This is a genomic window from Actinoallomurus iriomotensis, assembly GCF_030269445.1.
Lineage (GTDB): Bacteria > Actinomycetota > Actinomycetes > Streptosporangiales > Streptosporangiaceae > Actinoallomurus > Actinoallomurus iriomotensis.
Genome location: NZ_BSTJ01000001.1, coordinates 134,097 through 158,148, shown reverse-complemented (window position 1 = coordinate 158,148; position 24,052 = coordinate 134,097). Strand labels below are relative to the sequence as shown.

Annotated in this window: 23 protein-coding genes; 18 read left to right on the top strand and 5 right to left on the bottom strand. The window is 73.6% G+C overall.

All coding sequences use genetic code 11. The features are described from left to right. Window positions 1–31 precede the first annotated feature (31 nt). The 11 genes from QSK37_RS00730 to QSK37_RS00680 all read left to right on the top strand — a co-directional run bounded on the left by QSK37_RS00730 (window position 32) and on the right by QSK37_RS00680 (window position 8,801). A complete protein-coding gene (locus QSK37_RS00730; RefSeq protein ID WP_285616815.1) occupies window positions 32–844 on the top strand; it encodes a PhzF family phenazine biosynthesis protein in 813 nt (270 codons plus the stop codon). A gap of 82 nt (window positions 845–926) precedes the next feature. Continuing rightward, a complete protein-coding gene (gene hisD, locus QSK37_RS00725) occupies window positions 927–2,234 on the top strand; it encodes a histidinol dehydrogenase (protein ID WP_285616813.1) in 1,308 nt (435 codons plus the stop codon). Further along, window positions 2,231–3,316, top strand: coding sequence for a histidinol-phosphate transaminase (locus QSK37_RS00720; RefSeq protein WP_285616811.1), 1,086 nt, complete (start codon window positions 2,231–2,233; stop codon window positions 3,314–3,316). Before hisD ends, QSK37_RS00720 begins: the two co-directional genes overlap by 4 nt. Further along, window positions 3,313–3,924, top strand: coding sequence for an imidazoleglycerol-phosphate dehydratase HisB (hisB, locus tag QSK37_RS00715; RefSeq protein ID WP_285616810.1), 612 nt, complete (start codon window positions 3,313–3,315; stop codon window positions 3,922–3,924). Before QSK37_RS00720 ends, hisB begins: the two co-directional genes overlap by 4 nt. Beyond that, window positions 3,924–4,556, top strand: a complete 633-nt coding sequence (gene hisH / locus QSK37_RS00710) for an imidazole glycerol phosphate synthase subunit HisH (protein ID WP_285616809.1) — start codon at window positions 3,924–3,926, stop codon at window positions 4,554–4,556. Before hisB ends, hisH begins: the two co-directional genes overlap by 1 nt. After that, window positions 4,553–4,885 carry a hypothetical protein gene (locus tag QSK37_RS00705; RefSeq protein WP_285616808.1) on the top strand — a complete coding sequence of 111 codons (333 nt, stop codon included), beginning with the start codon at window positions 4,553–4,555 and terminating at the stop codon, window positions 4,883–4,885. Before hisH ends, QSK37_RS00705 begins: the two co-directional genes overlap by 4 nt. A 2-nt stretch (window positions 4,886–4,887) precedes the next feature. Next, window positions 4,888–5,610: a bifunctional 1-(5-phosphoribosyl)-5-((5-phosphoribosylamino)methylideneamino)imidazole-4-carboxamide isomerase/phosphoribosylanthranilate isomerase PriA gene (gene priA, locus QSK37_RS00700; protein WP_285616807.1), complete on the top strand. Its 723-nt coding sequence runs from the start codon at window positions 4,888–4,890 to the stop codon at window positions 5,608–5,610. Further along, window positions 5,607–5,804, top strand: coding sequence for a RidA family protein (locus QSK37_RS00695; RefSeq protein ID WP_285616806.1), 198 nt, complete (start codon window positions 5,607–5,609; stop codon window positions 5,802–5,804). Before priA ends, QSK37_RS00695 begins: the two co-directional genes overlap by 4 nt. Further along, the gene (hisF, locus tag QSK37_RS00690) at window positions 5,801–6,553 is read left to right on the top strand and encodes an imidazole glycerol phosphate synthase subunit HisF (protein WP_285616805.1); all 753 of its coding nucleotides are present in this window, start codon (window positions 5,801–5,803) and stop codon (window positions 6,551–6,553) included. Before QSK37_RS00695 ends, hisF begins: the two co-directional genes overlap by 4 nt. A 95-nt stretch (window positions 6,554–6,648) precedes the next feature. Next, a complete protein-coding gene (locus tag QSK37_RS00685; RefSeq protein WP_285616804.1) occupies window positions 6,649–8,223 on the top strand; it encodes an MFS transporter in 1,575 nt (524 codons plus the stop codon). Between the two features lie 77 nt (window positions 8,224–8,300). Further along, window positions 8,301–8,801: a hypothetical protein gene (locus QSK37_RS00680; RefSeq protein WP_285616802.1), complete on the top strand. Its 501-nt coding sequence runs from the start codon at window positions 8,301–8,303 to the stop codon at window positions 8,799–8,801. A 29-nt stretch (window positions 8,802–8,830) separates the two neighbouring features. On the opposite strand, the gene QSK37_RS00675 is transcribed toward QSK37_RS00680, so the two are convergent. Next, entirely contained in the window at window positions 8,831–11,224 is a 2,394-nt protein-coding gene (locus tag QSK37_RS00675; RefSeq protein ID WP_285616800.1) for an ATP-binding protein, read from the bottom strand. Window positions 11,225–11,434: 210 nt separating this feature from the next. On the opposite strand from QSK37_RS00675, the gene QSK37_RS00670 reads away from it, so the two are divergent. Together QSK37_RS00670 and QSK37_RS00665 are read left to right on the top strand one after the other, a co-directional pair. Further along, window positions 11,435–12,310 carry a helix-turn-helix domain-containing protein gene (locus tag QSK37_RS00670; RefSeq protein ID WP_285616798.1) on the top strand — a complete coding sequence of 292 codons (876 nt, stop codon included), beginning with the start codon at window positions 11,435–11,437 and terminating at the stop codon, window positions 12,308–12,310. Between the two features lie 124 nt (window positions 12,311–12,434). Beyond that, on the top strand, window positions 12,435–13,484 hold the full coding sequence (locus tag QSK37_RS00665; protein ID WP_285616797.1) for a glucose 1-dehydrogenase: 1,050 nt from the start codon (window positions 12,435–12,437) through the stop codon (window positions 13,482–13,484). Here QSK37_RS00665 and QSK37_RS00660 read toward each other — a convergent pair whose 3' ends face one another. Then, on the bottom strand, window positions 13,485–14,042 hold the full coding sequence (locus QSK37_RS00660; protein WP_285616795.1) for a TetR/AcrR family transcriptional regulator: 558 nt from the start codon (window positions 14,040–14,042) through the stop codon (window positions 13,485–13,487). Between the two features lie 102 nt (window positions 14,043–14,144). Between QSK37_RS00660 and QSK37_RS00655 the strand changes: the two genes are divergently transcribed. Next, a complete protein-coding gene (locus QSK37_RS00655; protein WP_285616793.1) occupies window positions 14,145–15,281 on the top strand; it encodes an FAD-dependent oxidoreductase in 1,137 nt (378 codons plus the stop codon). Here QSK37_RS00655 and QSK37_RS00650 read toward each other — a convergent pair. Together QSK37_RS00650 and QSK37_RS00645 are read right to left on the bottom strand one after the other, a co-directional pair. Beyond that, a complete protein-coding gene (locus QSK37_RS00650) occupies window positions 15,265–16,494 on the bottom strand; it encodes a HEAT repeat domain-containing protein (protein ID WP_285616791.1) in 1,230 nt (409 codons plus the stop codon). The two genes, QSK37_RS00655 and QSK37_RS00650, sit on opposite strands and share 17 nt — an antisense overlap. A 41-nt stretch (window positions 16,495–16,535) precedes the next feature. Beyond that, window positions 16,536–17,513: an Lrp/AsnC family transcriptional regulator gene (locus QSK37_RS00645; RefSeq protein WP_285616789.1), complete on the bottom strand. Its 978-nt coding sequence runs from the start codon at window positions 17,511–17,513 to the stop codon at window positions 16,536–16,538. 108 nt (window positions 17,514–17,621) lie between these two features. On the opposite strand from QSK37_RS00645, the gene QSK37_RS00640 reads away from it, so the two are divergent. Further along, window positions 17,622–19,094, top strand: a complete 1,473-nt coding sequence (locus QSK37_RS00640; RefSeq protein WP_285616787.1) for an MFS transporter — start codon at window positions 17,622–17,624, stop codon at window positions 19,092–19,094. A gap of 33 nt (window positions 19,095–19,127) precedes the next feature. Here QSK37_RS00640 and QSK37_RS00635 read toward each other — a convergent pair whose 3' ends face one another. Further along, complete coding sequence (locus QSK37_RS00635; protein ID WP_285616786.1) at window positions 19,128–19,766, bottom strand: TIGR03085 family metal-binding protein; 639 nt, start codon at window positions 19,764–19,766, stop codon at window positions 19,128–19,130. 99 nt (window positions 19,767–19,865) lie between these two features. Between QSK37_RS00635 and QSK37_RS00630 the strand changes: the two genes are divergently transcribed. The 3 genes from QSK37_RS00630 to QSK37_RS00620 all read left to right on the top strand — a co-directional run bounded on the left by QSK37_RS00630 (window position 19,866) and on the right by QSK37_RS00620 (window position 23,978). Beyond that, window positions 19,866–21,647 (top strand): ABC transporter ATP-binding protein, encoded by a 1,782-nt coding sequence (locus QSK37_RS00630; protein ID WP_285566423.1) that lies wholly within the window; start codon window positions 19,866–19,868, stop codon window positions 21,645–21,647. Continuing rightward, entirely contained in the window at window positions 21,644–23,488 is a 1,845-nt protein-coding gene (locus tag QSK37_RS00625) for an ABC transporter ATP-binding protein (RefSeq protein WP_432705511.1), read from the top strand. Before QSK37_RS00630 ends, QSK37_RS00625 begins: the two co-directional genes overlap by 4 nt. A gap of 286 nt (window positions 23,489–23,774) precedes the next feature. Further along, entirely contained in the window at window positions 23,775–23,978 is a 204-nt protein-coding gene (locus QSK37_RS00620; protein ID WP_285566422.1) for a cold-shock protein, read from the top strand. Window positions 23,979–24,052 lie beyond the last annotated feature (74 nt).

The window sequence follows — 24,052 nt, the reverse complement described above, 5'->3', positions numbered from 1 at the left end:
CCACCTAACAAAGCACTACTAGGGTGACGGCATGCGGATCCATGTCGTCGACGCGTTCACCGGCCGGCCGTTCGCCGGCAACCCCGCAGGGGTCTGCGTCCTGGCCGCCCCGGCCGACTCCGCCTGGATGCAGCGGGTCGCGATGGAGCTGAACCTCTCCGAGACCGCGTTCCCGCGCCCGATCGCCGGTTCCGGCGCCGACTTCGAGCTCCGCTGGTTCACCCCGGCGGTCGAGGTCGCCCTGTGCGGGCACGCGACGCTCGCCGCGGCCCACGTGCTGTACGAGACGGGCGCCGTGCCGGAGGACCGGCCGATCCGCTTCCACACCCTGCGCAGCGGCGTCCTGACCGTACGGCGGGAGGGCGGCCTGCTCGTGATGGACTTCCCGGCCTGCCCGCCGGAGCGGATCGACCCGCCCGCGGGCCTGGCGGAGGCGCTCGGCGCGTCGCCGTCCTGGACCGGGCGCAACGTCCAGAACGACATTCTCGCGGTCCTCGACGACGCCGAAACCGTGCGGTCGCTGACCCCGGACCTGTCCGCGCTCGCCGGCTACGACGCCCGGGGGATCTGTGTCACGGCGCCGGACTCCTCCTACGACTTCGTCTCGCGGTTCTTCGGCCCGGCCGTCGGCGTTCCGGAGGACCCGGTGACCGGGTCGGCGCACTGCATGCTGGCACCGTTCTGGGCCGGGCGCCTGGGCCGTACGGACCTGCGCGCCCACCAGGCCTCGGCGCGCGGAGGCGACGTCGGCGTCCAGGTGCGGGGCGACCGCGTCCTGCTCCTCGGGGAGGCCGTCACGGTGATCGAGGGCACGCTCCGCCCCGAAGAGGGCGGAGCCCCGTAAACGTCTCGAAAACTTCGTGGATCCGATCTCATTACCTGAGACCGGCGCCCGGGCCGCCGGGCGTCCTTCGTAGACTGATCAGGTGATATCCCGTATCGATCTGCGCGGGTCCCTGCCCGGCGACCTGCGCTCCGTACTGCCGCGAGCCGAGCTCGACGTCGAGGCCGCCCTGGAGAAGGTCCGGCCGATCTGCGACGACGTGCGACATCGCGGTGCCGCGGCGGTGCGGGAGTACACCGAACGCTTCGACGGCGTCGCCCTGGAGTCCGCGCGGGTGCCCGCGGAGGCGATCCGGCGGGCCCTCGACGAACTCAACCCGGCCGTGCGCGACGCGCTGGAGGAGTGCGTCCGCCGTGCCCGCCTGGTCCACCGTGATCAGCGGCGCGCCGACGTCACCACCCGGGTCGTGCCCGGAGGCACGGTCACCGAGCGGTGGGTGCCGGTCGAGCGGGTCGGGCTCTACGTCCCGGGCGGCCAGGCCGTCTACCCCTCCAGCGTGGTCATGAACGTCGTGCCCGCGCAGGAGGCCGGCGTCGGCTCGCTCGCGGTCACCTCGCCCGCGCAGCGGGAGTTCGGCGGGCTGCCGCACCCGGTGATCCTCGCCGCGTGCGCGCTGCTCGGCGTCGACGAGGTGTACGCCGTGGGCGGCGCGCAGGCGATCGCGATGTTCGCCTACGGCACCGAGGACTGCCGGCCGGCCGACCTGGTCACCGGGCCGGGCAACATCTACGTCGCCGCGGCGAAACGCCTGCTCAAGGGCGTGATCGGCATCGACTCCGAGGCCGGCCCGACCGAGATCGCGATCCTCGCCGACGCCACCGCCGACCCGGTCCTGGTCGCCGCCGACCTGATCAGCCAGGCCGAGCACGACACCCTCGCCGCCTCCGTGCTGGTGACCGACTCCACCGAGCTCGCCGACGCGGTCGAGCGCGAGCTCGCCGAACAGGTCGCCCGGACCAAGCACACCGAGCGCATCACCGCGGCGCTCGCCGGGCGGCAGTCGGGCATCGTGCTCGTGGACGACGTCGCGGCCGGGCTGAAGGTCGTCGACGCCTACGCCGCCGAGCACCTGGAGATCCAGACCGCGGACGCCGCCGCCGTCGCCGCGCGGGTGCGCAACGCCGGCGCGATCTTCGTCGGTCCGTACTCCCCGGTGTCGCTCGGCGACTACCTGGCCGGCTCCAACCACGTGCTGCCGACCGGCGGCTGCGCGTGCCATTCCGGCGGGCTGTCCGTGCAGACCTTCCTGCGCGGTATCCACGTCGTCGACTACGACGAGGCGGCCCTGGCCGAGGCGACCCGCCGGGTCGTCACGCTGGCCGAGGCCGAAGACCTGCCGGCCCACGGGGCCGCGCTCAAAGCGAGGTACGAGTGGGGGATCCCCGAGTGAGCGACAGTGCCATCTCGCTGAGCGACCTTCCGATCCGCGACGACCTGCGCGGCCAGGAGCCGTACGGCGCGCCGCAGCTGGACGTGCCGGTCCGGCTCAACACCAACGAGAACCCCTACCCGCCGTCGCCGCGGCTGGTCGCGGCCCTGTCGGAGGCGATCGCGGACATCGCGGGCGGGCTCAACCGCTACCCCGACCGCGACGCCGTCGAGCTGCGCAAGGACCTGGCCGACTACCTCGGGAACGGCGTCACCGCGCGGCAGGTGTGGGCGGCGAACGGCTCCAACGAGATCATCCAGCAGATCCTCCAGGCGTTCGGCGGCCCGGAGCGCACGGCGCTCGGCTTCGAGCCGTCGTACTCCATGCATCCGATCATCACCGCCGTGAGCGGCACCCGGTGGATCAACGCCCATCGCGACGAGGACTTCGGGCTGGAGGCCGAGCGCGCGGTCGCCGCGGTCGAGAAGCACCGGCCCGACATCGTGTTCCTCACCTCGCCGAACAACCCGACCGGCACGGCGCTGTCGCCGGCGGCGATCGAGGCGGTCCTGCGCGTCGCGCCGGGCATGGTCGTCGTGGACGAGGCGTACGCGGAGTTCCGGCGCGAGGGCACGCCGAGCGCGCTGTCGCTGCTGCCCGGCAACCCGCGGCTGATCGTCACCCGCACGATGAGTAAGGCGTTCGCGATGGCCGGCACGCGCGTCGGCTACCTCGCCGCCGATCCGGCGGTGGTCGACGCGCTGCTGCTCGTCCGCCTGCCGTACCACCTGTCGGCGGTCACCCAGGCGGTCGCGCGCACCGCGATCGCCCACCAGGAGGAGCTGCTGGGCGCGGTCCAGACGTTGCGGGACGAGCGCGACGCCCTGGTCGCGTGGCTGCGCGGCGAAGGCCTCACGGTGGCCGACTCCGACGCGAACTTCGTCCTGTTCGGCCGGTTCCCCGATCGGCACCGGGTCTGGCAGGGCATTCTTGATCGTGGCGTGCTGATCCGCGAGGTCGGCCCGCCGGAGTGGCTGCGCGTGAGCGTGGGCACCCCCGACGAGATGGCGGCCTTCCGTACCGCCCTGAAGGAGAGTCTTTGAGCGAGCGGAGCGAGGCGAAGCGCACCGGGCGAGTCGAGCGGGGTACCAAGGAGACCCGGGTCAGCGTCGAGGTCGACCTCGACGGCACCGGCCAGGTCGACGTGGCCACCGGTGTGGGGTTCTTCGACCACATGCTGGCCCAGCTCGGCAAGCACGGCTCGTTCGACCTGACCGTCAAGACCGCCGGCGACCTGCACATCGACAGCCACCACACGATCGAGGACACCGCGATCGCGCTGGGCCAGGCGTTCCGCGAGGCGTTGGGTGACAAGTCCGGCATCCAGCGGTTCGCCAACGCGAGCGTGCCGCTGGACGAGACGCTCGCGCAGGTCACCGTCGACCTGTCCGGCCGCCCGTACCTCGTGCACACCGAGCCTGAGGGCATCGCGCCGATGATCGGGCCCGACTACGACACGACGATGACCCGGCACATCTTCGAGGCGTTCGTCTTCAACGCCGCGATCTGCCTGCACATCCAGGTGCCGTACGGGCGCAACGCGCATCACATCGTGGAGGCGCAGTTCAAGGCGCTGGCCCGCGCCCTGCGTGACGCGTGCGCGCACGACCCGCGGGCGCACGGCATCCCGTCCACCAAGGGCGCGCTCTGATGTCTCCGAAGATCGCCGTCCTGGACTACGGCTCGGGGAACCTCCGGTCGGCCGAGCGGGCGATCGCCCGGCTCGGCCCGGAGGTGACCGTCACCGCCGACTTCGACACCGCTCTGGAGGCCGACGGGCTGGTCGTGCCCGGCGTGGGCGCGTTCGCCGCGTGCATGAACGGCCTGCGCGGGGTCCGCGGCGAACAGATCATCGGCCGCCGGCTCTCGGGCGGCCGCCCGGTGCTGGGCATCTGCGTCGGCATGCAGATCCTGTTCGAGAAGGGCGTCGAGCACGGCATCACCACCGACGGCTGCGCCGAGTGGCCCGGGTCGGTGGAGCGGCTGAACGCGCCGATCCTGCCGCACATGGGCTGGAACACCGTCGAGGCGCCGGAGGGCTCGGTGCTGTTCCGCGGCCTGGACGCCGGCACGCGGTTCTACTTCGTGCACTCCTACGCCGCCCGGAGCTGGGAGCTGGAGCCGGGCCGGTTCGAGGCGCCGCTGGTGACCTGGGCCGAGCACGGGGAGCGCTTCGTCGCGGCGGTGGAGAACGGCGCGCTGTGCGCGACGCAGTTCCACCCGGAGAAGTCCGGCGACGCCGGAGCCGAGGTGCTGAAGAACTGGCTCTCGACCCTGTCATGAGCAAGGAACGCCAGCGGCGGCGGGCCGCGCTGGAGGCCGAGCGTGCCCGGGCGGCGGCGGAGAACGACCGTCGCAACGCCCGCCGGGCACGTCGTCGGGCGCGCCTCGCCCGGGTCTCCCGCCTGCTGCCGCGCCGCTCCGGGCGGCCCGGCGGCCTGCTCGCGCGCCGCCGCCGTGAGCAGAACGCCATCGTGGTGGTGGCGTTCCTGCTGGTCCAGGTGCTGGCCTGGATCTCACTCTCATCGTGGACCGGACGCCTGGCCGTATTCGTGCTGTCGGTGTTCCTGCTCCCGGTTTTCGTCACGCTCGCCTTCGACCGGAGGTCGTAGATATGTCGCTTGTCCTGTTGCCCGCCGTCGACGTCGCCGACGGGCAGGCCGTACGCCTCGTCCAGGGGGAGGCCGGCACCGAGACGTCGTACGGCGAGCCCCTCGACGCCGCGCTGGCCTGGCAGAGCGCGGGCGCCGAGTGGATCCATCTCGTCGACCTGGACGCCGCGTTCGGACGCGGTTCCAACCACGCGCTGCTCGCCGAGGTGACCGGCAAGCTCGACGTGAAGGTCGAGCTGTCCGGCGGCATCCGCGACGACGAGTCGCTCGCCGCGGCGCTCGCGACCGGCTGCGCCCGCGTCAACATCGGCACCGCCGCGCTGGAGAACCCCGCCTGGTGCCGCAAGATCATCGCCGAGTACGGCGACCGGATCGCGGTCGGCCTCGACGTGCGCGGCACGACGCTGGCGGCCCGCGGCTGGACCCGCGAGGGCGGCGACCTGTGGGAGGTGCTCGACCGCCTGGAGGCCGACGGCTGCCCCCGCTACGTCGTCACCGACGTCACCAAGGACGGCACTCTGCGCGGTCCCAACACCGACCTGCTGCGCGAGGTCTGCGGCCGCACCGACAAGCCCGTGGTCGCCTCCGGCGGGGTCTCCTCGCTCGACGACCTGCGGGCGCTGGCCGGCCTCGTCCCGGACGGTGTGGAGGGTGCGATCGTCGGCAAGGCGCTGTACGCGGGCGCGTTCACCCTCCAGGAGGCCCTCGCGGCGGTGGCCACGTGATCCGGCGCATCTCCTCGGGCGGGCCGTGGGAGGCGTCCGCCGCCGACGTCGTACGGGTGGGCCGCGCGCACGCGGAGTTCTTCAAGGACGTACGCCCGGCCGCGACGACGGTCGAGGTCTCGGGCTTCGTCGACGGGCGGATACTGGTGGAGATCGAGGTGGACGCCTGCACGGCGGCGGGGGAGGTCGCATGAGCGTCGCGGTACGCGTGATCCCGTGCCTGGACGTGGACGCCGGGCGCGTGGTCAAGGGCGTCAACTTCGAGAACCTGCGGGACGCGGGCGACCCGGTCGAGCTGGCGCGCCGGTACGACGCGGAGGGCGCCGACGAGCTGACCTTCCTCGACATCACCGCGTCCAGCGGCGAGCGCGAGACCACCTACGACGTGGTCCGGCGTACCGCCGAGCAGGTGTTCATCCCGCTGACGGTCGGCGGCGGCATCCGCACCGTGGACGACGTCGACCGGCTGCTGCGGGCGGGCGCGGACAAGGTGTCGGTCAACACCGCCGCCATCGCCCGGCCGGAGTTCCTGCGCGAGGCCGCGCACCGGTTCGGCTCGCAGTGCGTCGTGCTGTCGGTGGACGCCCGCCGCTCCGGTGACGGTTTCGAGGTGACCACGCACGGCGGGCGGCGCGGCACCGGCATCGACGCCGTCGAGTGGGCCCGGCGCGGCGAGGAGCTCGGCGTCGGGGAGATCCTCCTCAACTCGATGGACGCCGACGGCACCAAGGCCGGCTTCGACCTGGAGATGCTCCGGGCCGTACGTGCGGTCGTGAGCGTGCCGGTGATCGCCAGCGGGGGAGCGGGCGCGGTCGCGCACTTCCCCCCGGCGATCGAGGCGGGCGCGGACGCCGTCCTGGCCGCCAGCGTCTTCCACTTCGGCGAGCTGAAGATCTCCGACGTCAAGGACTCCCTGCGACAGGCGGGCCACCCGGTCCGCTGATTTTTCTGCCGGGGACGTGTCGAGAACGCCCGGCGGGCTCCGACTCCTTGGTGAAAGCGCCCATCCGGGGCGCCGGATCGTTCGGAGTCCCTTCGATGAACACCACCGCCGGGAAGCGGGAGTGGATCGGGCTGGCGGTTCTCGCGTTGCCCACCCTTCTCGTCTCCATCGACGTCTTCGTGCTGCTGCTCGCGCTGCCGCGCCTGAGCACCGACCTGCACGCCGGCAGCACCGCGCAGTTGTGGATCATGGATGTGTACGGCTTCATGGTGGCCGGCCTCCTGATCACCATGGGCACGCTGGGCGACCGGATCGGGCGCCGGAGGCTGCTGCTCATCGGGGCCGCCGGGTTCGGCGCCGCCTCGATCCTCGCGGCCTACTCCACCAGCGCCGCGATGCTCATCGCCGCCCGCGCGCTGCTCGGCGTCGCGGGGGCGACGCTGGCGCCCTCGACGCTCGGCCTGATCAGCAACATGTTCACCGATCCGCGCCGGCGGGCGGTGGCGATCAGCGTGTGGATGGCCTGCTTCATGTCCGGCGCGGCGCTCGGCCCGCTCGTCGCCGGGGTCATGCTGGACCACTTCTGGTGGGGGTCGGTGTTCCTGCTCGGCGTGCCCGCGATGGTGCTGCTGCTCGTGCTCGGCCCGGTGCTGCTGCCGGAGTTCCGCGACGCCGGGGCCGGGCGGATCGACCTGCCCAGCGTCGGCCTGTCCCTGGCCGCGATCCTGCCCCTGGTGTACGGCCTGAAGGAACTGGCCCGCAGCGGCTGGCACGTCGTCCCGGCCGCCTCCATCGTGGCCGGCGCGGTCTTCGGGTGGGTGTTCGTGTGGCGTCAGCGCCGGCTGGAGGACCCGCTGCTGGACATGCGCCTGTTCGCCCGCCGGGAGTTCGGGGCGGCGCTCGGCAGCATGTTGTTCGGCACCATGCTCATGGGCGCGATCATGATGTTCATCGCCCAGTACTTCCAGCTCGTGCACGGGCTCTCCCCGCTGACGGCCGGGCTGTGCATGCTGCCCGGCGTGGGCGGCTCGCTGGTGAGCTTCCTGGTGTCACCGCATCTCACGCGCTGGGTCCGGCCCGCGTACCTCATCGGCGGCGGCATGGGCGTGTCGGTGTGCGGCCTGCTGCTGGTCGCCCAGGCCGGCGCGACGTCCGGCCTCGCCGCGGTCATGCTGGGTTTCGCGATCGCCAACTTCGGCGCCGGTCCGATGGTGACGCTGGGCACGGACCTGGTGGTCGGCTCGGCGCCGCTGGAGAAGGTGAGTTCGGCGGGCGCACTGAACGAGACGAGCGGCGAGTTCGGTTTCGCCCTGGGCATCGCGGCGCTGGGCAGCCTCGGCACGGCCGTCTACCGGTCCCGGGTCTCGGTCCCCGCGGGCGTGCCGGCCGACGCCGCGCGGGCGACCCACGACACGCTGGCGGGCGCGACGACCGCGGCCGCCGGCCTGCCCGGCCGCCTCGGCGCGGAACTGCTCACCTCCGCCCGCGAGGCGTTCATGGGCGGCATGCACGTGGCCGCGACCGTCAGCGCGCTCCTTCTGGTCGCGGTCGCCGTGACCGTGGCGACCCTGCTCCGCGACGTACACCCGGCCGGCGGGCCGGAGACCCCGGAGCCGTCCGAGGCGCCGCCCGCCCTGAAGGCGGAGGCCGTCGAGGCGCCGGCCGTCTGAGGGCCGGATGACTCCGGCCGCCCGGGTCGGCCCGGAGCTCTAGTGTGCTCATCACGATCTTCCGCGAGGAGAGTGCGATGACGCCCCACGGAATGACGGAGAACGTGAGCTCCGTCCAGGACGGGTATGAGATGGTCGACCGCTACGTCAGGTTCTACCCGACGCTGGCGCTCGGGTCGCTGGCCCTGGCGTTCCTGCCGCTCTTCGACGACGTGACGGTCGACACGGGCCCGGTCACCATCCGGCAGACGTACGGGACGGTGTTCGACATGGCGGGCCGGCCCGGGGGAGGCCCGGCGGTCATCGGCGTGCTGTTGCTGTTCGGCCTGGTCGCGATGCTCGCCGTCGCCGCGTTCGCGCCGCCACGGTCCGCCGGGCTGCCGTCGGCGATCGCCGTCGTCGCCGCGCTGATCGCGCTGCTGCTCATCACCAAGCCGGCGACCGATACTCCGAAGCCACACCTGAGCGACGGGGGGACCGCCGGTCTCGTCCTGGTCATCTGCGCGACGGTGCTCGGCGCGGCCCACGCCGTCCACCTGACCGTACTGGCCCGGCGCCCGCGGCCCGCCGCCTCGTAGTCGCCGGTCGTCGACGACATCGGGGCGGCTCAGCGGCGTTGCTCGAGCACCCACTTGGCGATCTCCGTGCGGCTGCCGAAGCCCAGCCGCCGCAGGATGGCGCCGACGTGGGAGTGGACGGTACGCGGGCTGAGGAACAGCGCGGAGGCGATCTGCTTGTCCGTCCTGCCGTCGGCGATCAGCTCGGCCACGGCGCGCTGCTTCTCGCTGAGCACCGGCGCCGGGGAACGGGCGGGCGCCGGGGTGTCGGCCCTGTTCGCGGCCCGATGGCCCAGGGCCATGTCGATGGCGTGCTCGATCGGCATGTCCGCGCCGCGCCGTTCCGCGGCCTCGTAGCCGGCGCCCAGCGCGGTCCGTACCCGCTCGACGCAGGCGGTGTGCGCGGCCGCCCACGGCTTCAGCCGCCCGATCCGTACGCCCATGCGCCGTTGCATGGCGCTCGCGGCCCCCAGCAGCGGGGCGGCCGCCTCGTGCCGTCCGAGGGCCGCGGAGGTCCAGCCGAGGGCCTCCAGGCACCACAGCGATCCCCACCGGTCGCCGATGTCCCAGTGCGCGCGCAGCACCGCCCGGAACATCTCCGCGGCGGTCTCCGCCTCGCCGTGGCGGAGTTCGGCCAGGGCGCGCGCCCACTGCGCCCAGGAGGTCGTCCACCGCGCTCCGCGGGCCCGCGCGTCGGCCAGGTGTGCCTCGGTGACGGCGATCGCCTCGTGCCGGTCCGCCGCGAACGCGGCCTGGATGGCGCCCAGCAGGTCCGCCATCGGCACGGTGCCGCCGTCCCCGGCCGCGGCCAGATCGGCGCCGACGGCGGCGAAGGTCGGCGGCTCGACCGGGGCGGTGCCGGTGAGCATCGCCGCGGCGGCGGTGAGGAACCCCAGGTTGGCCAGCGCGGCCTCGCCGCCCGGTTCGGACGCCGCCGGATCCGCCAGCGACCGGCAGGCCGTCAGCAGCTCCGCGGCGGTGGTGTCCTCGCCCAGGCACAGCGCCATCCAGCCGGCCTTCGCCAGGACGGTGAGCCGCGCGGCGGACGGGCCGCCGGTGCGCCGCAGCGCCTCGTCGGTGCGCAGCAGGGCACGCAGGCCCTCGCCGAGCGTCCCGGCGAAGAACCACAGGCGCACGGCGGTGAGGGCGCTCGCGATCCGGGCCCCGGCCTCCGCCTCGCCGACGGTGGTCGCGTCGGCGCACCGGTCGAGGATGGCGCGGTAGTTGGGCAGGTCCTGGGCCGCCTCCCAGAGGTAACGGCTCTCGTCGGGGCCGTACCAGTCGGCGCCGTGGCGCGTGGCCTGCTCGCCGTAGTAACGGCTGAACCGCCGCCGCGCCGCGACCTCGTCGCCGGACGGATCCGGCCGCGGGTCCGGCAACGGCGGCTCGGCCCGGCGCAGCCGCTCCAAGCCGTACTCCCGCACCGTCGCCAGCATGGAGTAGCGCGTGGGCGCCGCGTCGGTGTCGGCGGTCACCACGCTCTTGGTGACGAGGGTGCGCAGGAGCGCCGGTATCCGGTCGCCCGGGAGTCCGGGGTCGCCCGCGACGGCGACCGCGGCCTCCATGGTGAAGCCGCCCGCGAAGACCGCCAGGCGCGCCCACAGCAGCCGCTCCTCCGGTGAGCAGAGCTGGTGGCTCCACTCGAAGGTGTGCCAGAGCGTCCGGTGGTGGCCGGGGTGGTGCGGCCCGTCGGTCAGGAGGCCGAGCCGGAACGCCGACAGCGCGGACACGATCTCCGGGAGCGCCATCGACCGGACCAGCGGCGCCGCGAGCTCGATCGCCAGGGGGACGCCGTCCAGCAGCCGTACGAGGCGTCCGGCGTCCGCCGCGTTGTCCGCGCCGACGGTGAAGCCCTCCCGTACCGCCGCGGCCCGCTCCTCGAACAGGCGTACCGCCTCGTACTCGCGGGCCACGGCGTGGTCGGGGTCGGTCGGCGTGCTCATCGGGGGTACGTCGAGGAGGTGCTCGCCGGGGCAGCGGAGCGGGACGCGGCTGGTGGCGAGGATCCGGAGCCGGGGACACCGGGTGAGCAGCCGGACCACCAGCGGGGCGACGCCCGCCGCGAGATGCTCGCAGTTGTCGAGGATGAGCAGCGCCTCGCGGCCGGCGAGGGCGGCGGTCAGCACCGCACCGGAGTCCGGGGAGGAGATGTCGTCGACGGGCAGCGCGTCCAGCACGGCCCGTCCCACCATGCCCGTGTCGGTCACGGACGCGAGGTCGACCCACCAGACCCCGTCCGCGTAGGACCGGCGGACGGCGTGCGCGAGGTGGACGGCGAGCCGGGTCTTGCCCGTACCGCCTCCGCCGGTGAGCGACAGCAGGCGCAGCCGCGGATCGCCCAGCTTCGCGCGGGCGGACGCGAGGAGCTCACGTCGCCCGACGAAGCGGTTCAGCTCGGCGGGGACGTACCCGCCCCGCCAGCTGGGCTCCGCGGACCCGGTCATGAACGCACCGTCATGTCCGCGTGCTCGCCTTCGTCTCCGTCGGGGGGTGATGAATCGAGGTCGATCGTAGTGCGGGGTGTTCCGGCCGTCGGCGAAAGCCCGGATCGGTATCGAACTCGGTAGGACTACCGATGGCAGTGCGCCGGCGGCCGCCAATGATGATCTTTGTCGTCTCCGCCCCGCCGCGCTGGAAGATCAAGGAGTCCCTCAGTGTCATCGGTCCTGGCACGTACGCGAGGAGCCGCGCCCGCGTCCCCGAAGTCGCGGGCGGACGTGGTGAGGGTGCGGGCCGGCCAGGTGACCGTCGCCCGCGTCCGTGGCCTGCCGCGTCCGGTGGCGGACGAGGTACGCCGGCTCGGCGCCGCCGACCGCGACCTGCTCACGGTCGCGCTGTACCACGGTGGCCTGGCGGAGGCCGGACGCGACGAGCGCAGACCCCAGGCGAAGCCGGGCGACATCGTCGTCTTCGACCACGAGAGGCCCTACGACCCGGCGGTCATCAACGCCCGTGACGTCGTGGTCGTCGTCGTACCCGGGACCATGCTGGGCGCGGGCGCCGACCTGGTCCGCCGCCAGGCGGCGCGGCCGCAGCCGTGCGAGTCCGGGATGCGCGCGGTGCTGGCCGCGATCCTGTCCAGGCTGGCCGACCACCTCGGCGACCTGACCGGCACGGCGGCCGCGCACCTGGCGGACGCGCTGGTCTGCATGCTCGTCACGGCCGTCACCGAGGCTCCGGCCGAACGCGCCGCCGCGACGACCGGCCTGGCCGACCGGATCCGCGCGTACGTGCTCGCCGAGCTGAGCGATCCCGGGCTGTGCGTCGAGACCGTCGCCCGCCGGTTCGCGATCTCCCCGCGCTACCTGCACGAGCTGTTCCGGCGGCAGGGCGCCACGTTCGCCGCGTGGGTCAGGTACGAGCGCCTGGTCCGCATCCGCCGCGACCTCGGCGACCCGGCGCTGGCCGACCGGACCGCAACGGCGATCGCCGCCCGCTGGGGCGTGTACGACACCGGCCACCTGAGCCGTGCCCTGAAGCGGGAGTTCGGCCAGACGGCCACCGAGATCCGCGCGAACCCGCCGGCCTGAGCCCGGGGGAGGTCCGCGCCGGCCCCGGGCCGGACGTCACGAATCTCCCAAGACGGCCGTCCCGGGTACCCCTGGACCGTTAACGTGCGGACGGTCCGGGATGATGACGGCGGAGGGGATCATCATGCGTGCTCTGACCGTGGTGCCGCGCCAGGCCGGTTCGCTCGCGGTGTCGGAGGTGCCCGAGCCGGTGGCGGGGGAGGGCGAGCTGCTCGTCGACGGGCTCGCGCTCGGCGTGTGCGGTACCGACCGGGAGATCGCCGGCGGGCAGTACGGCTGGGCGCCGGCCGGCGAGGAGCGTCTCATCCTCGGCCACGAATCGCTCGGCCGGGTCCGTGAGGCGCCCGCCGGGAGCGGGTTCGACCCCGGCGACCTGGTCGTCGGCATCGTACGGCGGCCCGACCCGGTGCCGTGCGGCGCGTGCGCGCACGGTGAGTTCGACATGTGCCGCAACGGCCGCTACCGCGAGCACGGCATCAAGGAGATCCACGGCTACGGCTCGCAGCGGTGGACGGTCGAGGCCGACTACGCCGTACGCCTTGACCCGTCGCTGGAAGACGTCGGGATGCTGGTGGAGCCGACCACGGTCGTGGCCAAGGCGTGGGAGCACATCGAGCACATCGGGCGGCGCGCCTGGTTCGAGCCGCGCTCCGTGCTCGTCGCCGGCGCCGGGCCGATCGGCCTGCTCGCCGCGCTCCTGGGCGCCCAGCGCGGCCTCGACGTCCACGTCCTGGACCGGGTCGAGCGCGGGCCCAAACCGAAGCTGGTGGCCGCGCTCGGCGCGACGTACCACACCGGGTCGCTCCCGGAGGCCGCGGCCAAGGCCGATCCGGACATCGTCATCGAGGCCACCGGGGTGCCGCGGCTGGTGCTCGACGCCATGGCCAACAACGCCGCGGCGGGCGTGGTCTGCCTGACCGGAGTGTCCCCGACGGGACGGCCGGTGGAGGTCGACGCGGGCTCGCTCAACCGCGGCATCGTGCTGCAGAACGACGTGGTCTTCGGCACGGTGAACGCCAACCACCGCCACTACCGGCAGGCCGTGCACGCGCTGGGCGAGGCCGACCACGCGTGGCTGGCCGGCCTGGTCACGCGCCGGCTTCCGCTGGAGCGGGCGCAGGAGGCGTTCGAGCAGGGCGAGGACGAGGTCAAGGTCGTCGTCGACCTGGCCTGATCAGACCGGTTCGGTGAGGTACCGCTCGACGGTGGGCGCGAGCGAGGCGACGAGCGCCTCGGTGTCCAGGGCGACGATCTGGGGCAGCCGGAGAATGTAGCGGCACAGGGCGACGCCCAGCAGCTGGGTGGCGACGAGGGCCGCGCGCACCGTCCCCTCCTCCGTCGACGGGCCGAGCGTCGTGCCCACCTGGCCGGCGAAGACGTCCCGCATGCGCTCGGCGGCGGCCTCATTGGTGATGGCCGAGCGGAGCAGCACGGTCAGCACGCCGCTGGAGCGTTCGCCCTCCCACAGTGCGAAGAAGTGCCGTACGAGGGTCTCGGCGCGCCGTTCGGGCGGCAGGTCGCCGACGGCGGGCAGGTCCAGGTCGACGTCGACGGCGGCCGCGAACAGACCGTCCTTGGAGCCGTAGTAGCGCATCACCATCGACGGGTCGATGCCCGCGTCGGCCGCGATCGCGCGGATGGTGGCGCGTTCGTAGCCGTCCTCGGCGAAGCGGCGGCGGGCGGCGGTGAGGATCGCGGTGCGGGTCTCCTCCGAGCGCTGCGTGAAGGCCATGCAGCGAGTGTAGGCCAACGAGTGTTGGCAAACACGATGCCGACGCGTACAGTCAATGCCAACAAGCGTTGGCCATCAACCGTTGGCCTCAGGAGGTCCAAGATGCCGAAGCTTCCCGCCACCGCCGACGTCGTGGTCGTCGGCGCCGGCCCCACCGGGCTCACGCTCGCGGCGTTCCTCGCCCAGGAGGGCGGCGACGTGGTGCTGCTCGACCGGGCCGCCGAGGGCGCGAACACCTCGCGCGCCGCCGTCGTGCACGCCCGCACGCTGGAGGTCCTCGAAGGGCTGGACGTCACCGGGGAGCTGGTGGCCCGCGGGCTGATCACACCGGTCTTCACCGTCCGCGACCGGGACCGCGTGCTGCTGACCGTGCCCTTCGAGGGGCTGCCGACCGCGCACCCGTACACGCTGATGGTCCCGCAGGACGTCACCGAGCAGGTGCTGCTGGCCCGGCTCTGCGCGCTCGGCGGCCGGGTGCACCGGCCGCACGAGGTGGTCGCGGTCGCCCAGGACGACACCGGCGCGACCGTCACGACCGCGACCGGCGAGCGGATCCGGGCCCGCCACGTCGTCGGCGCCGACGGCATGCACAGCGTGGTCCGCGAGCAGGCCGGCATCGGTTTCCCCGGGGGCGGCTACGAACAGACGTTCGTGCTCGCCGACACGCGCCTGGACTGGGCCCTCCCGGGCGACGAGGTCCAGCTCTTCTTCGGCGCCGAGGGGCTCGTCGTCGTCGCGCCGCTGCCGGGCGGCCGGCACCGCATCGTCGCGACCGCCGACGACGCGCCCGAGCGGCCCGGCCCGGCCGACGTGCAGGCGCTCCTCGACGCCCGCGGCCCGCGCACGGACCCGGCGCGCGTACGGGAGGTGCTGTGGAGCTCGCGGTTCCACGTCCACCACCGGATCGCCGACCGCTACCGCGCCGGGCGGATCCTCCTCGCCGGCGACGCGGCGCACGTGCACAGCCCGGCCGGCGGCCAGGGCATGAACACCGGCATCCAGGACGCCGCCGAGCTCGCCCGGCGTCTCCTCGAGGGCGCCGAGGACGGCTACGAGGCGGCGCGACGCCCGGTCGCGGAGGGCGTGGTCGCGATGACCGACCGGATGACCCGCGCCGCCACCGTCAACAACGCCGCCGCCCGCGCCATCCGCAACACCGTGCTGACGGTCGCGGGCCACAATGCCGCGGTGCGCCGCACCCTCGCCATGCGCCTCTCCGAACTCAGCGTCGGCCGCTGACCAGCCGGCCGGAGGCCGCGGAGCGTACGCACGGCTCTTCGGCGTCCTCGTGCCGCAGGCGCCGCAGCCGGTCCCGTGCCTCGCCCTCGAGAGGCACGGCCCCGGCGGCGATCCGGCGCGCGCCGTCCTCGCAGTCCCACAGGGCCTCCAGCAGGTACGGCTCGGCCACGTGCGGGTCGATCGCGGTGAGCGCGCCGAGGACGTGGACGCGCAGTCCGGAGCTCGCGCTGTGCTCCCAGGCGTGGAGCAGCGGCGGGATCGCGCGGCGTGATCGCAGCCGGCCGAGCCCGTCGGCGGGCACGCCCGCCAGGTCCCAGTCCTCTTCGGCGAGACATGTCTCCAGCGCCTCCAGCAGCGGCGGCGCGTCCAGCTCCGTGCCGTGCGCGGCGAGCACGTCGATGCCGACGTCTTGGTAGGGGCGCCGCTCGGCGGTCCACTCGCGCGCCCGGGGGAGCGCGCGGGCGCCCAGGTCGCGTACGGCCCGGCACAGCGGGCCGTCGTGGGCGCCGCCCGGCAGGAGTTCCTCGGCCAGGTCCAGGACGAGGGGGCTGCGGCGGCGGCCGAGTTCGAGGATGGCCGCCGTGACCTCCTCGCCGTGCCCGCGGGCGAGGGCGGCCAGGTCGTCGTCGGTACGCCCGGAGAGCGCGGCCCGTGGCTCGTGCGAACGTAGCTCGGGCCTGCGGGCGGCGGCGATGCGCGGGTGGCGTGCGGCCCATTTTCGCGTCACCGCGCCGTCCACGCCGCACAACCAGGCCAGTTCGTGGTCGTCACATCGGGCCGCGGCGACCTCGTCCAGCCCCTCGGCCAGCGTCGGGTCGTCCAGCTCGACGAGTTCGGCGAGGGCGGCGTACCAGTTGCCGCCCTCGCGGGCATATCGGCGCAGGGGAGCGGCCGCCTCCAGCCGGCCGAGCCGGACCAGCCGGGCCAGGACGTCGACGGCGAGGTTGGTGCGGTCCTCGTCGGGGTCGTCGTGGTCCACCGGATCGAACAGGTGGGCGACGAGGGGGCCGAGGCCGAGTTCGAGGTCACATATCAGCCGCGCGTAGTACAGGCCGCGGTCTTCGAGCGTGTCCCACCGGGGGTCGTGGACGACGCAGTCGTAGACGAGTTCGCCCGTACCGGGTGTGCCGGCTGCGCGGCGTGCCGCGCAGCCCCGACCGCGCTGCAGGCGGCCGTGCAGCGATTCCGCTGGATGAAGGACGATGTCTGTCACGTTCGCAGGATGCGCACCGGACTACAAAACGGGCAAGCAAATTACGGCTTCAGGACCGGCCCGCCTCGCTTGACGGTGCGGATCACGGGTGCCGTCTCCAGCCGCTCGACGCCCTCCAGCGCGCCGATCCGCTCGGTCAGATAGCGGTAGAGGGCCTGGTCGTCGCGGCAGACCACGCCCGCCATGAGGTTCGTCGGGCCGGTGGTCGCGGCCGCGAAGGTGACCTCGACGTGGCCGGCGAGCGCCCGGCCCACCGACGCCAGGTGCGCCGGCCGTACCGACATCCACAGCCGGGCCTCGGCGTGGTAGCCGAGCGCCTCCGGCGGGACGTCGACGTCGTAGAACAGCACGCCTCCGGCGACGAGCCGGTCCATGCGCCGCCGGACGGTCGACTCCGACCAGCCGGTGGCCGCCGCCAGCTCCGCGTGGCCGGTGCGCCCGTCCAGGGCGAGCGCGTCGAGCAGCGCCCGGTCGCCGTCGTCGAGCACGACCGGGCCCTCGCCCGGAGGCGGCGGGGGCTCGGGCCGCAGCCGGTCCGCCTCCTCCGCCGACAGGGCCGCGACGGCGCCCGGCCAGGTGATCCGGCCGCCCACGTAGAGGTGGAGCTGGGAGTGCGCGGTGACCGACGACACCCGGCCGGTGCGCGGCAGACGCTGGAGCAGCAGCGCGCCGCGTTCCTCCGCCGTGCGCACCGTGGTGCCGCAGGCGATCTCCGTGCCGCCGGACAGCAGGTGCACCCAGAACGTGTCCGTGCGCCGGGCCAGCGCCGCGGACACCGGGCCGGCGGCGTCGGGCGTGCACCGCAGCCGGATCACCCACGTGGTGTAGCCGAGCCGCGCGGTGTCCACCGAGCCGACCACCCGCACCAGCCCGGAGGCGCGCAGCCTCCGGTAGCGGCGCGCGATGGTCTGGTCCGAGACGCCGAGCACGTCGGCGATGCGGCCGAAGGGCGCGCGCGGGTCGATGTTCAGCGCGTGCACCAGGCGCCGGTCGAGGTCGTCCAGAATGACGGATTCCACCGCCAGAGCGTATCCGGAGTCGAGAACCGCCGTTCATCGCCGTCCGGCTATGTCGGTTCGCCGTCGGCCGGGATCGTGGGAGGCCCCGACGGAGGAAGGGAAACACCGATGCGCAAGTGGTTGCCCCTCGTGGCGATCTGCCTGGGGGCGTTCATGTTGCTCGTGGACGTCACGATCGTCACGGTCGCGCTGCCGCCGATGGCGCGGAGCCTGCGGGCCTCGTTCTCGGGCCTGCAGTGGGTGCTGGACATCTACGCGCTCTCGCTGGCCGCACTGCTGCTCGGCGCCGGCGCGCTGGCCGACCTGCTGGGCCGGCGGCGCGTGTACGTGGCCGGGCTGGTGATCTTCGCCGCCGCCTCGCTGGCGTGCGGCCTGGCCCCGAACGCCGCGACCCTGATCACCGCCCGCGCCGTGCAGGGGATCGGCGGGGCGGCGATGTTCACGACCACACTGGCCCTGCTCAACAGCACCTACCACGGCCGGGACCGCGGCGTGGCCTTCGGCGTGTGGGGTGCGGTCAACGGCGTCGCCGCGGCCGGCGGCCCGGTCCTCGGCGGCCTGCTCACCGAACACGTGAGCTGGCGGGCGATCTTCCTGGTCAACCTGCCGGTCACCGCCGTGACCGTCGCGCTCACGCTCGCCCGCGTCCGCGAGACGGGACGCACGCCCGGCGCGCGGCCGGACGTGGGCGGCCTGTGCTCGTTCACGGTCTGCGCGGGCGCGCTGACATACGGACTGATCCGCGCGGGCGGCGACGGGTTCGCCGCCACGCTCCCGCTGGCGATGTTCGGCCTGGCCGCCCTGGCTCTGGTCGTCTTCGTCGCCGTCGAACTGCGGACCCGCCGCCCGCTGCTGGACCTGGCGCTGTTCCGCAGCCCCTCATTCAGCGCGATCATGCTCGGCGGCGCGCTGCTGATGGCCTCGGCGTTCGCCTGCCTGGCCTTCACCTCGGTCTGGCTCCAGACCGTCCTGGGCCTCGGCCCGGTGAAGGCCGGGCTGGCGCTCGTGCCCATGGCGGCGACGTCGTTCGTCGTCTCCGCCGCCGGCGCGCGGGTCCTGCACCGCGTCCCGCCGCGGCTGACCATCGGGATCGGCCTGCTGCTGATCGGAGCCGGGGCGGGCCTGCAGGGCGTGCTGTCCGCCGGATCCACGTGGACCGCGATCACGCCGGGCCTGGTGGTCGGCGGCGTCGGCGTGGGCCTGGCGATCCCGTCGCTGTCGTCGGCGGCGATGGCGGCGGCCCCGCACGAGCGCGGCGGCATGGCCGGCGGCGCGCTGAACACCTCGCGCCAGCTCGGGTACGCCCTCGGCGTCGCGGTGCTGGGCGTCCTCATGCGAGCGCGCGTCGAGCACGTCCTCACCGGCCACGTGCCCGACCCGCACGGCATGGCCGGCGCGGTCGGCGGCGGACGGGCGCCGCACCTGCCGATCGTGCGTTCCGCCGCCGCCTCCGGCCTGAACACGGTCTACGCGGTCGCGGCCGGGCTGGGCCTGGCCGCCGGGATCATCGTCCTGCTGCTGGTGCGCTCCCCGCAGCCGTCGGCCGCGCCGGAACCCGACCGCGAGGCCGTCGCCGCCTGACCGCGCCGTGACCGGTTCGCGACGTGGGGCCGGTCACATGCGCCAGCGCGACTGGGACAGCACGTTGACGGCCTCGGCCTCGCCGGTCACCTCGACCCGCGCCGCCCGCCCGCGGCCCGCCGTCCAGAGCGTCAGCTCGCTCGGCAGGCCGTGGACGCGGGCCTGCTTGCCGTTCTTGGTCAGCCGCTGGGTGCGTCCCTCCGGCTCGGCCAGGGTGACCTGGACCGGCACGCGCCGCAGGAGGAACCGGCCCGCCGACAGCCGCCGCCACAGCAGGTCCTCGAAGGCGGCGGACAGCTGACGGGGCTCCCACTCGGACCGCGCCCGGCGTACGTCCTCGTGGTGGACGAAGAACTCCACCGTGTTGGCCACGCCGTTGATCCCGGGCAGCCCCATCGGCGACCAGGCCGGCGGTCCCTGGCGGAGCAGGCCGACCAGCCGGGGGAAGGGCGTCTCGGCGAGGATCCGCCGCTGCACCCGTTCGGTGCGCCCGGCCAGCAGCGGCACCATGATGCCCGGCGCCGCGTCCGGACGGCGTTCGCGCAACACCAGGTGGGCCGCCAGGTCACCGGTGGTCCAGCCCTCGCAGAGCGTCGGGGCGTCCGGGCCGGTCTCGGCCAGCAGGTCGCACAGCGCATCGCGCTCGGCACGTGCCCAGTTCTGGTTCGCCACCCTCGTGATCGTAAGCCTCGTCGCCCGGCAGCGGAATAACCCGGCGGTTTCGCGTGATAGGGATTATCGGCCCTGTTACCGGCCGCGAGAGGGGATTTGATGCCGCAGAAGGTGACATCCGACATCCTGCGCAAAGGGATGCGGGTGCTGGGAGTCGCCGTCCGGGCCGAACCGCTCCTCTTCGTCCTCGCCGTCGTCTTCAGCGGCCTGTACGCCGCCATGACCGTCGCGAGCGCGTGGGTCCTCGGCCGGGTCACCGAGAAGGTCGTCCTGCCGGCCTTCGAGCACGGCCACACGACCGCCGGAGTGCTGACGCTCGGCGCCCTGTCCATCGTCGGCGTGGCCGCGCTGAAGGCCCTCGGCGTCGCCGGCCGGCGCCTGTTCGCCGGGATGATGCAGTACAACATGCAGGCGACCTACCGCCGGGCCGTCACCCGCCAGTACCTCCGCCTGCCGCTCGCCTGGCACCACCGCCACCCCACCGGGCAGCTGCTGTCCAACGCCAACGCCGACGTGGAGGCCGCGTGGGCGCCGATCGCGCCCCTGCCGATGGCCACCGGCGTCGTCCTGATGCTCCTCATCGCCGCGATCGAGATCCTCGCGACCGACGTCATGGTCGCCGTCGTCGGCTTCCTCGTCTTCCCCGCGATCGCCGGGCTCAACGTCGTCTACCAGCGGCGTCTCGCGCCGATCGCGGCACGGGCACAGCAGCTGCGCGCGGAGGTCAGCGAGGTCGCGCACGAGAGCTTCGACGGTGCCCTCGTCGTCAAGACCCTGGGCCGCGAGGCCGACGAGACCGAGCGGTTCGCCGCGGTCGCCGACGAACTGCGCGACGCCAACATCGCGGTCGGCCGCGTGCGAGGCCTGTTCGACCCGATCCTGGAGGCGCTGCCGAACCTCGGCGTGCTCGCCGTCCTGCTCGTCGGCTCGATCCGCCTGCGCGCCGGCGACCTGACCGCGGGCGACCTCGTGCACGTGGCGTACCTGTTCACGCTGCTGGCCTTCCCGATCCGCGCGCTCGGCTGGGTGCTCGCCGAGGTGCCGCGCAGCGTGGTCGGCTGGGACCGCGTCCGCGGCGTCCTCGACGCCACCGGCGAGCTCCCGTACGGCGACCGGACGCTGACCGGCGACGGCCCGGCCCGCCTGGAGGTGCGCGCCATCCGGTTCGGCTACACCGACGGCGACGTTCTGCACGACGTGGCCTTCACCGCCGAGCCGGGCCACACCATCGCCCTGGTCGGCCCCACCGGCTCGGGCAAGTCCACCCTCACGAACCTGCTCGTACGGCTCGTCGACCCGGCGAGCGGCGACGTGCTCCTCGACGGCGTCGACGTGCGCGACGTCGAACGCGGCGGCCTCGCGCACACGACCGCGGTGGTCCCGCAGCAGACCTACCTGTTCGACGACACGGTGCGCGGCAACGTCACGCTCGGACTCGACGTCCCGGACGCCGACGTGTGGGAGGCGCTCCGGCTCGCCCAGGCCGACGGTTTCGTCTCCGCGCTGGAGGACGGCCTCGACACGCGGGTGGGGGAGCGCGGCGCGACCCTGTCCGGCGGGCAGCGGCAGCGGCTCGCCCTCGCCCGCGCCCTCGTACGCCGGCCCCGCCTGCTCATCCTCGACGACGCGACCTCCAGCGTGGACCCGCAGGTCGAGGCCCGCATCCTCAGCGGCCTGCGCGACTCGGAGGCGACCGTGGTCGTCGTGGCGTACCGCAAGGCGACGATCGAGCTCGCCGACGATGTCATCTACCTCGAACGCGGCCGGGTCGCCGGCCAGGGCCCGCACGCGGAGCTGCTCGAACGCTCCGTGGGCTACCGAAACCTCGTCACCGCCTACGAACGCGACGAGGACGACGAGAGCGAAGGGGTGCCGGCGTGAGCGTCACGGACACCAGGACGGCGGACGCCGGACCGGACGAGGAGGCGCCGGCGAACCGCCGGGGCGGCACCGGCATCGGGACGGGCAAGGCGTCCGGCCTGGCCACGCTGCGTACCGGCCTGAGCCTGACCCCGGAGTTCCACCGCGGGATCGGCGTCACGCTGGCGCTCGCGTTCGTCGCCACCGTGGGGCGCATCGTCGTGCCGGTGGCGGTCCAGCAGACCCTCGACCGCGGGTTGAGCTCGCCCGGCGGCCCGGACATCGGCTTCATCCGCACCGCCGTGCTGGTCTGCGGCGCCGCCGTGCTCGTCACCGCGCTCGCGGCGTACCGGATGAACGTCCGTCTGTACCGGACCAGCGAGAGCGGCCTGGCGGCCCTGCGCGTCCGCGCGTTCCGGCACGTCCACGACCTGTCGACGCTGACCCAGAGCGCGGAGCGGCGCGGCGGCCTGGTCTCGCGGGTGACCACCGACGTCGACCAGATCAGCAACTTCATGCAGTACGGCGGACTGATGATCATCATCGCGGGCGGGCAGCTCGTGGTGGCCAGCGTCCTCATGCTGATCTACTCCTGGCCGCTGGCGCTGCTCGTGTGGGTGGTGTTCCTGCCCCTGGCGTTCACGCTGCGGTACTTCCAGCGCTGGCTGTCGCGGGCGTACGGCGTCGTGCGCGAGCGGGTCGGCGAGATGCTGTCGGCCGTCGGCGAGTCGGTCGTCGGCGCCTCGGTGATCCGCGCGTACGGGGCGGAGGACCGCACCGCACGCCGCATCGACGCGTCCGTCGACTCCTACCGCGACGCCCAGACCCGGGCCCAGACCCTCGTCGCCGCGACGTTCCCCTCGACCGAACTGGTCGCCGCCCTCGCGACGGCCGGCGTGGTCGTGGCGGGCACCGCGATGGGCGTCGGCGGCCACCTGACCGCCGGCCGTCTCGTCGCGTTCCTGTTCCTCGTCACTCTCTTCGTCAGCCCCATGCAGGTGGCCACCGAGGTGCTCACCGACGCGCAGAACGCCATCGCCGGCTGGCGGCGCGTCCTCGACGTCCTCGACACCGAGCCGGACGTGGCCGACCCCGGCGAGGACGGCGTGGAGCTGCCGCGCGGCGCGATCGAGGTGGTCTTCGACGACGTCTCCTTCGCCTATCCGGGCGGGCCCACCGTGCTGCACGAGGTGTCCGCGCGCATCGCGCCGCGGGCGAGAGTCGCGATCGTGGGTGAGACGGGTTCGGGCAAGACGACGTTCGCCAAGCTGCTGACCCGCCTGATGGACCCGACGTCGGGGCGGGTGCGCATCGACGGGGTGCCACTGCCGGAGGTGCGGTTCTCCTCGCTGCGCGAGCGGATCGTGATGGTGCCGCAGGACGGGTACCTGTTCGACGCCACGCTCGCCGACAACATCCGGTACGGGCGGCCCGGCGCCACCGACGAGGACGTCATGCTCGCGCTCACCGAGCTCGGCCTGGCCGACTGGGTGGAGAGCCTGCCGGACGGGCTCGGCAGCGCCGTCGGCCAGCGCGGGGAGTCGCTGTCGGCCGGCGAACGGCAGCTCGTCGCCCTGGCCCGCGCCTACCTCGCCGACCCCGACCTGCTGGTGCTCGACGAGGCGACCTCCGCCGTCGACCCGGCCACGGAGGTGCGGCTCCAGCGGGCGCTGGAGGGCATCACCCGGGGCCGTACCGCGATCTCCATCGCCCACCGGCTCTCCACGGCCGAGGCCGCCGACGAGGTCATCGTGTTCGACCGGGGGCGCATCGTGCAGCGGGGCCCGCACGCGGAACTCGTCGAGCGGCCGGGCCGGTACGCCGAGCTGTACGCCTCGTGGGCCGCCCAGCTCCGCTCCTGACCATGAAAGAACTATTTGCGGATATATAAATCGCGACTGGTGAGCGGCCGGTTTCGCGGGCGGGGAGAGACGGCGAAAAGCCGATTTTCGCCCGGCCATGTGTGAGAGGGCCCCGATGTTGGTAGGCTCCCCAGCGGTTGTAGTCGTAGTTCCAGCGTTCGTTTGCCAGACGCCCGCGGACCGATGACTAGCGGGCGTGTTTCTGCTTCTCAGGGACACCACGCTTCGCAGCAACCGATAAGTGGCCCATGAAGTGTGGGTCTGTTTGTCCCACAAGGAGTAAGGCATGGCGCAGGGCACCGTGAAGTGGTTCAACGCCGACAAGGGCTTCGGCTTCATCGCCATTGACGGCGGCGGACCGGATGTCTTCGTGCACTACTCGGCGATCGCCACCTCCGGCTTCCGTTCGCTCGAGGACAATCAGCGTGTGGAGTTCGAGGTCGTCCAAGGCGACCGCGGCCCGCAGGCGGACCAGGTCCGCCCGCTGTAGTTCGCCGACATCCACCCGTTGGGGTCCGTGCCGTTCTCGGTACGGGCCTCTTCATTTTCCGCCGTCCTCTTTCT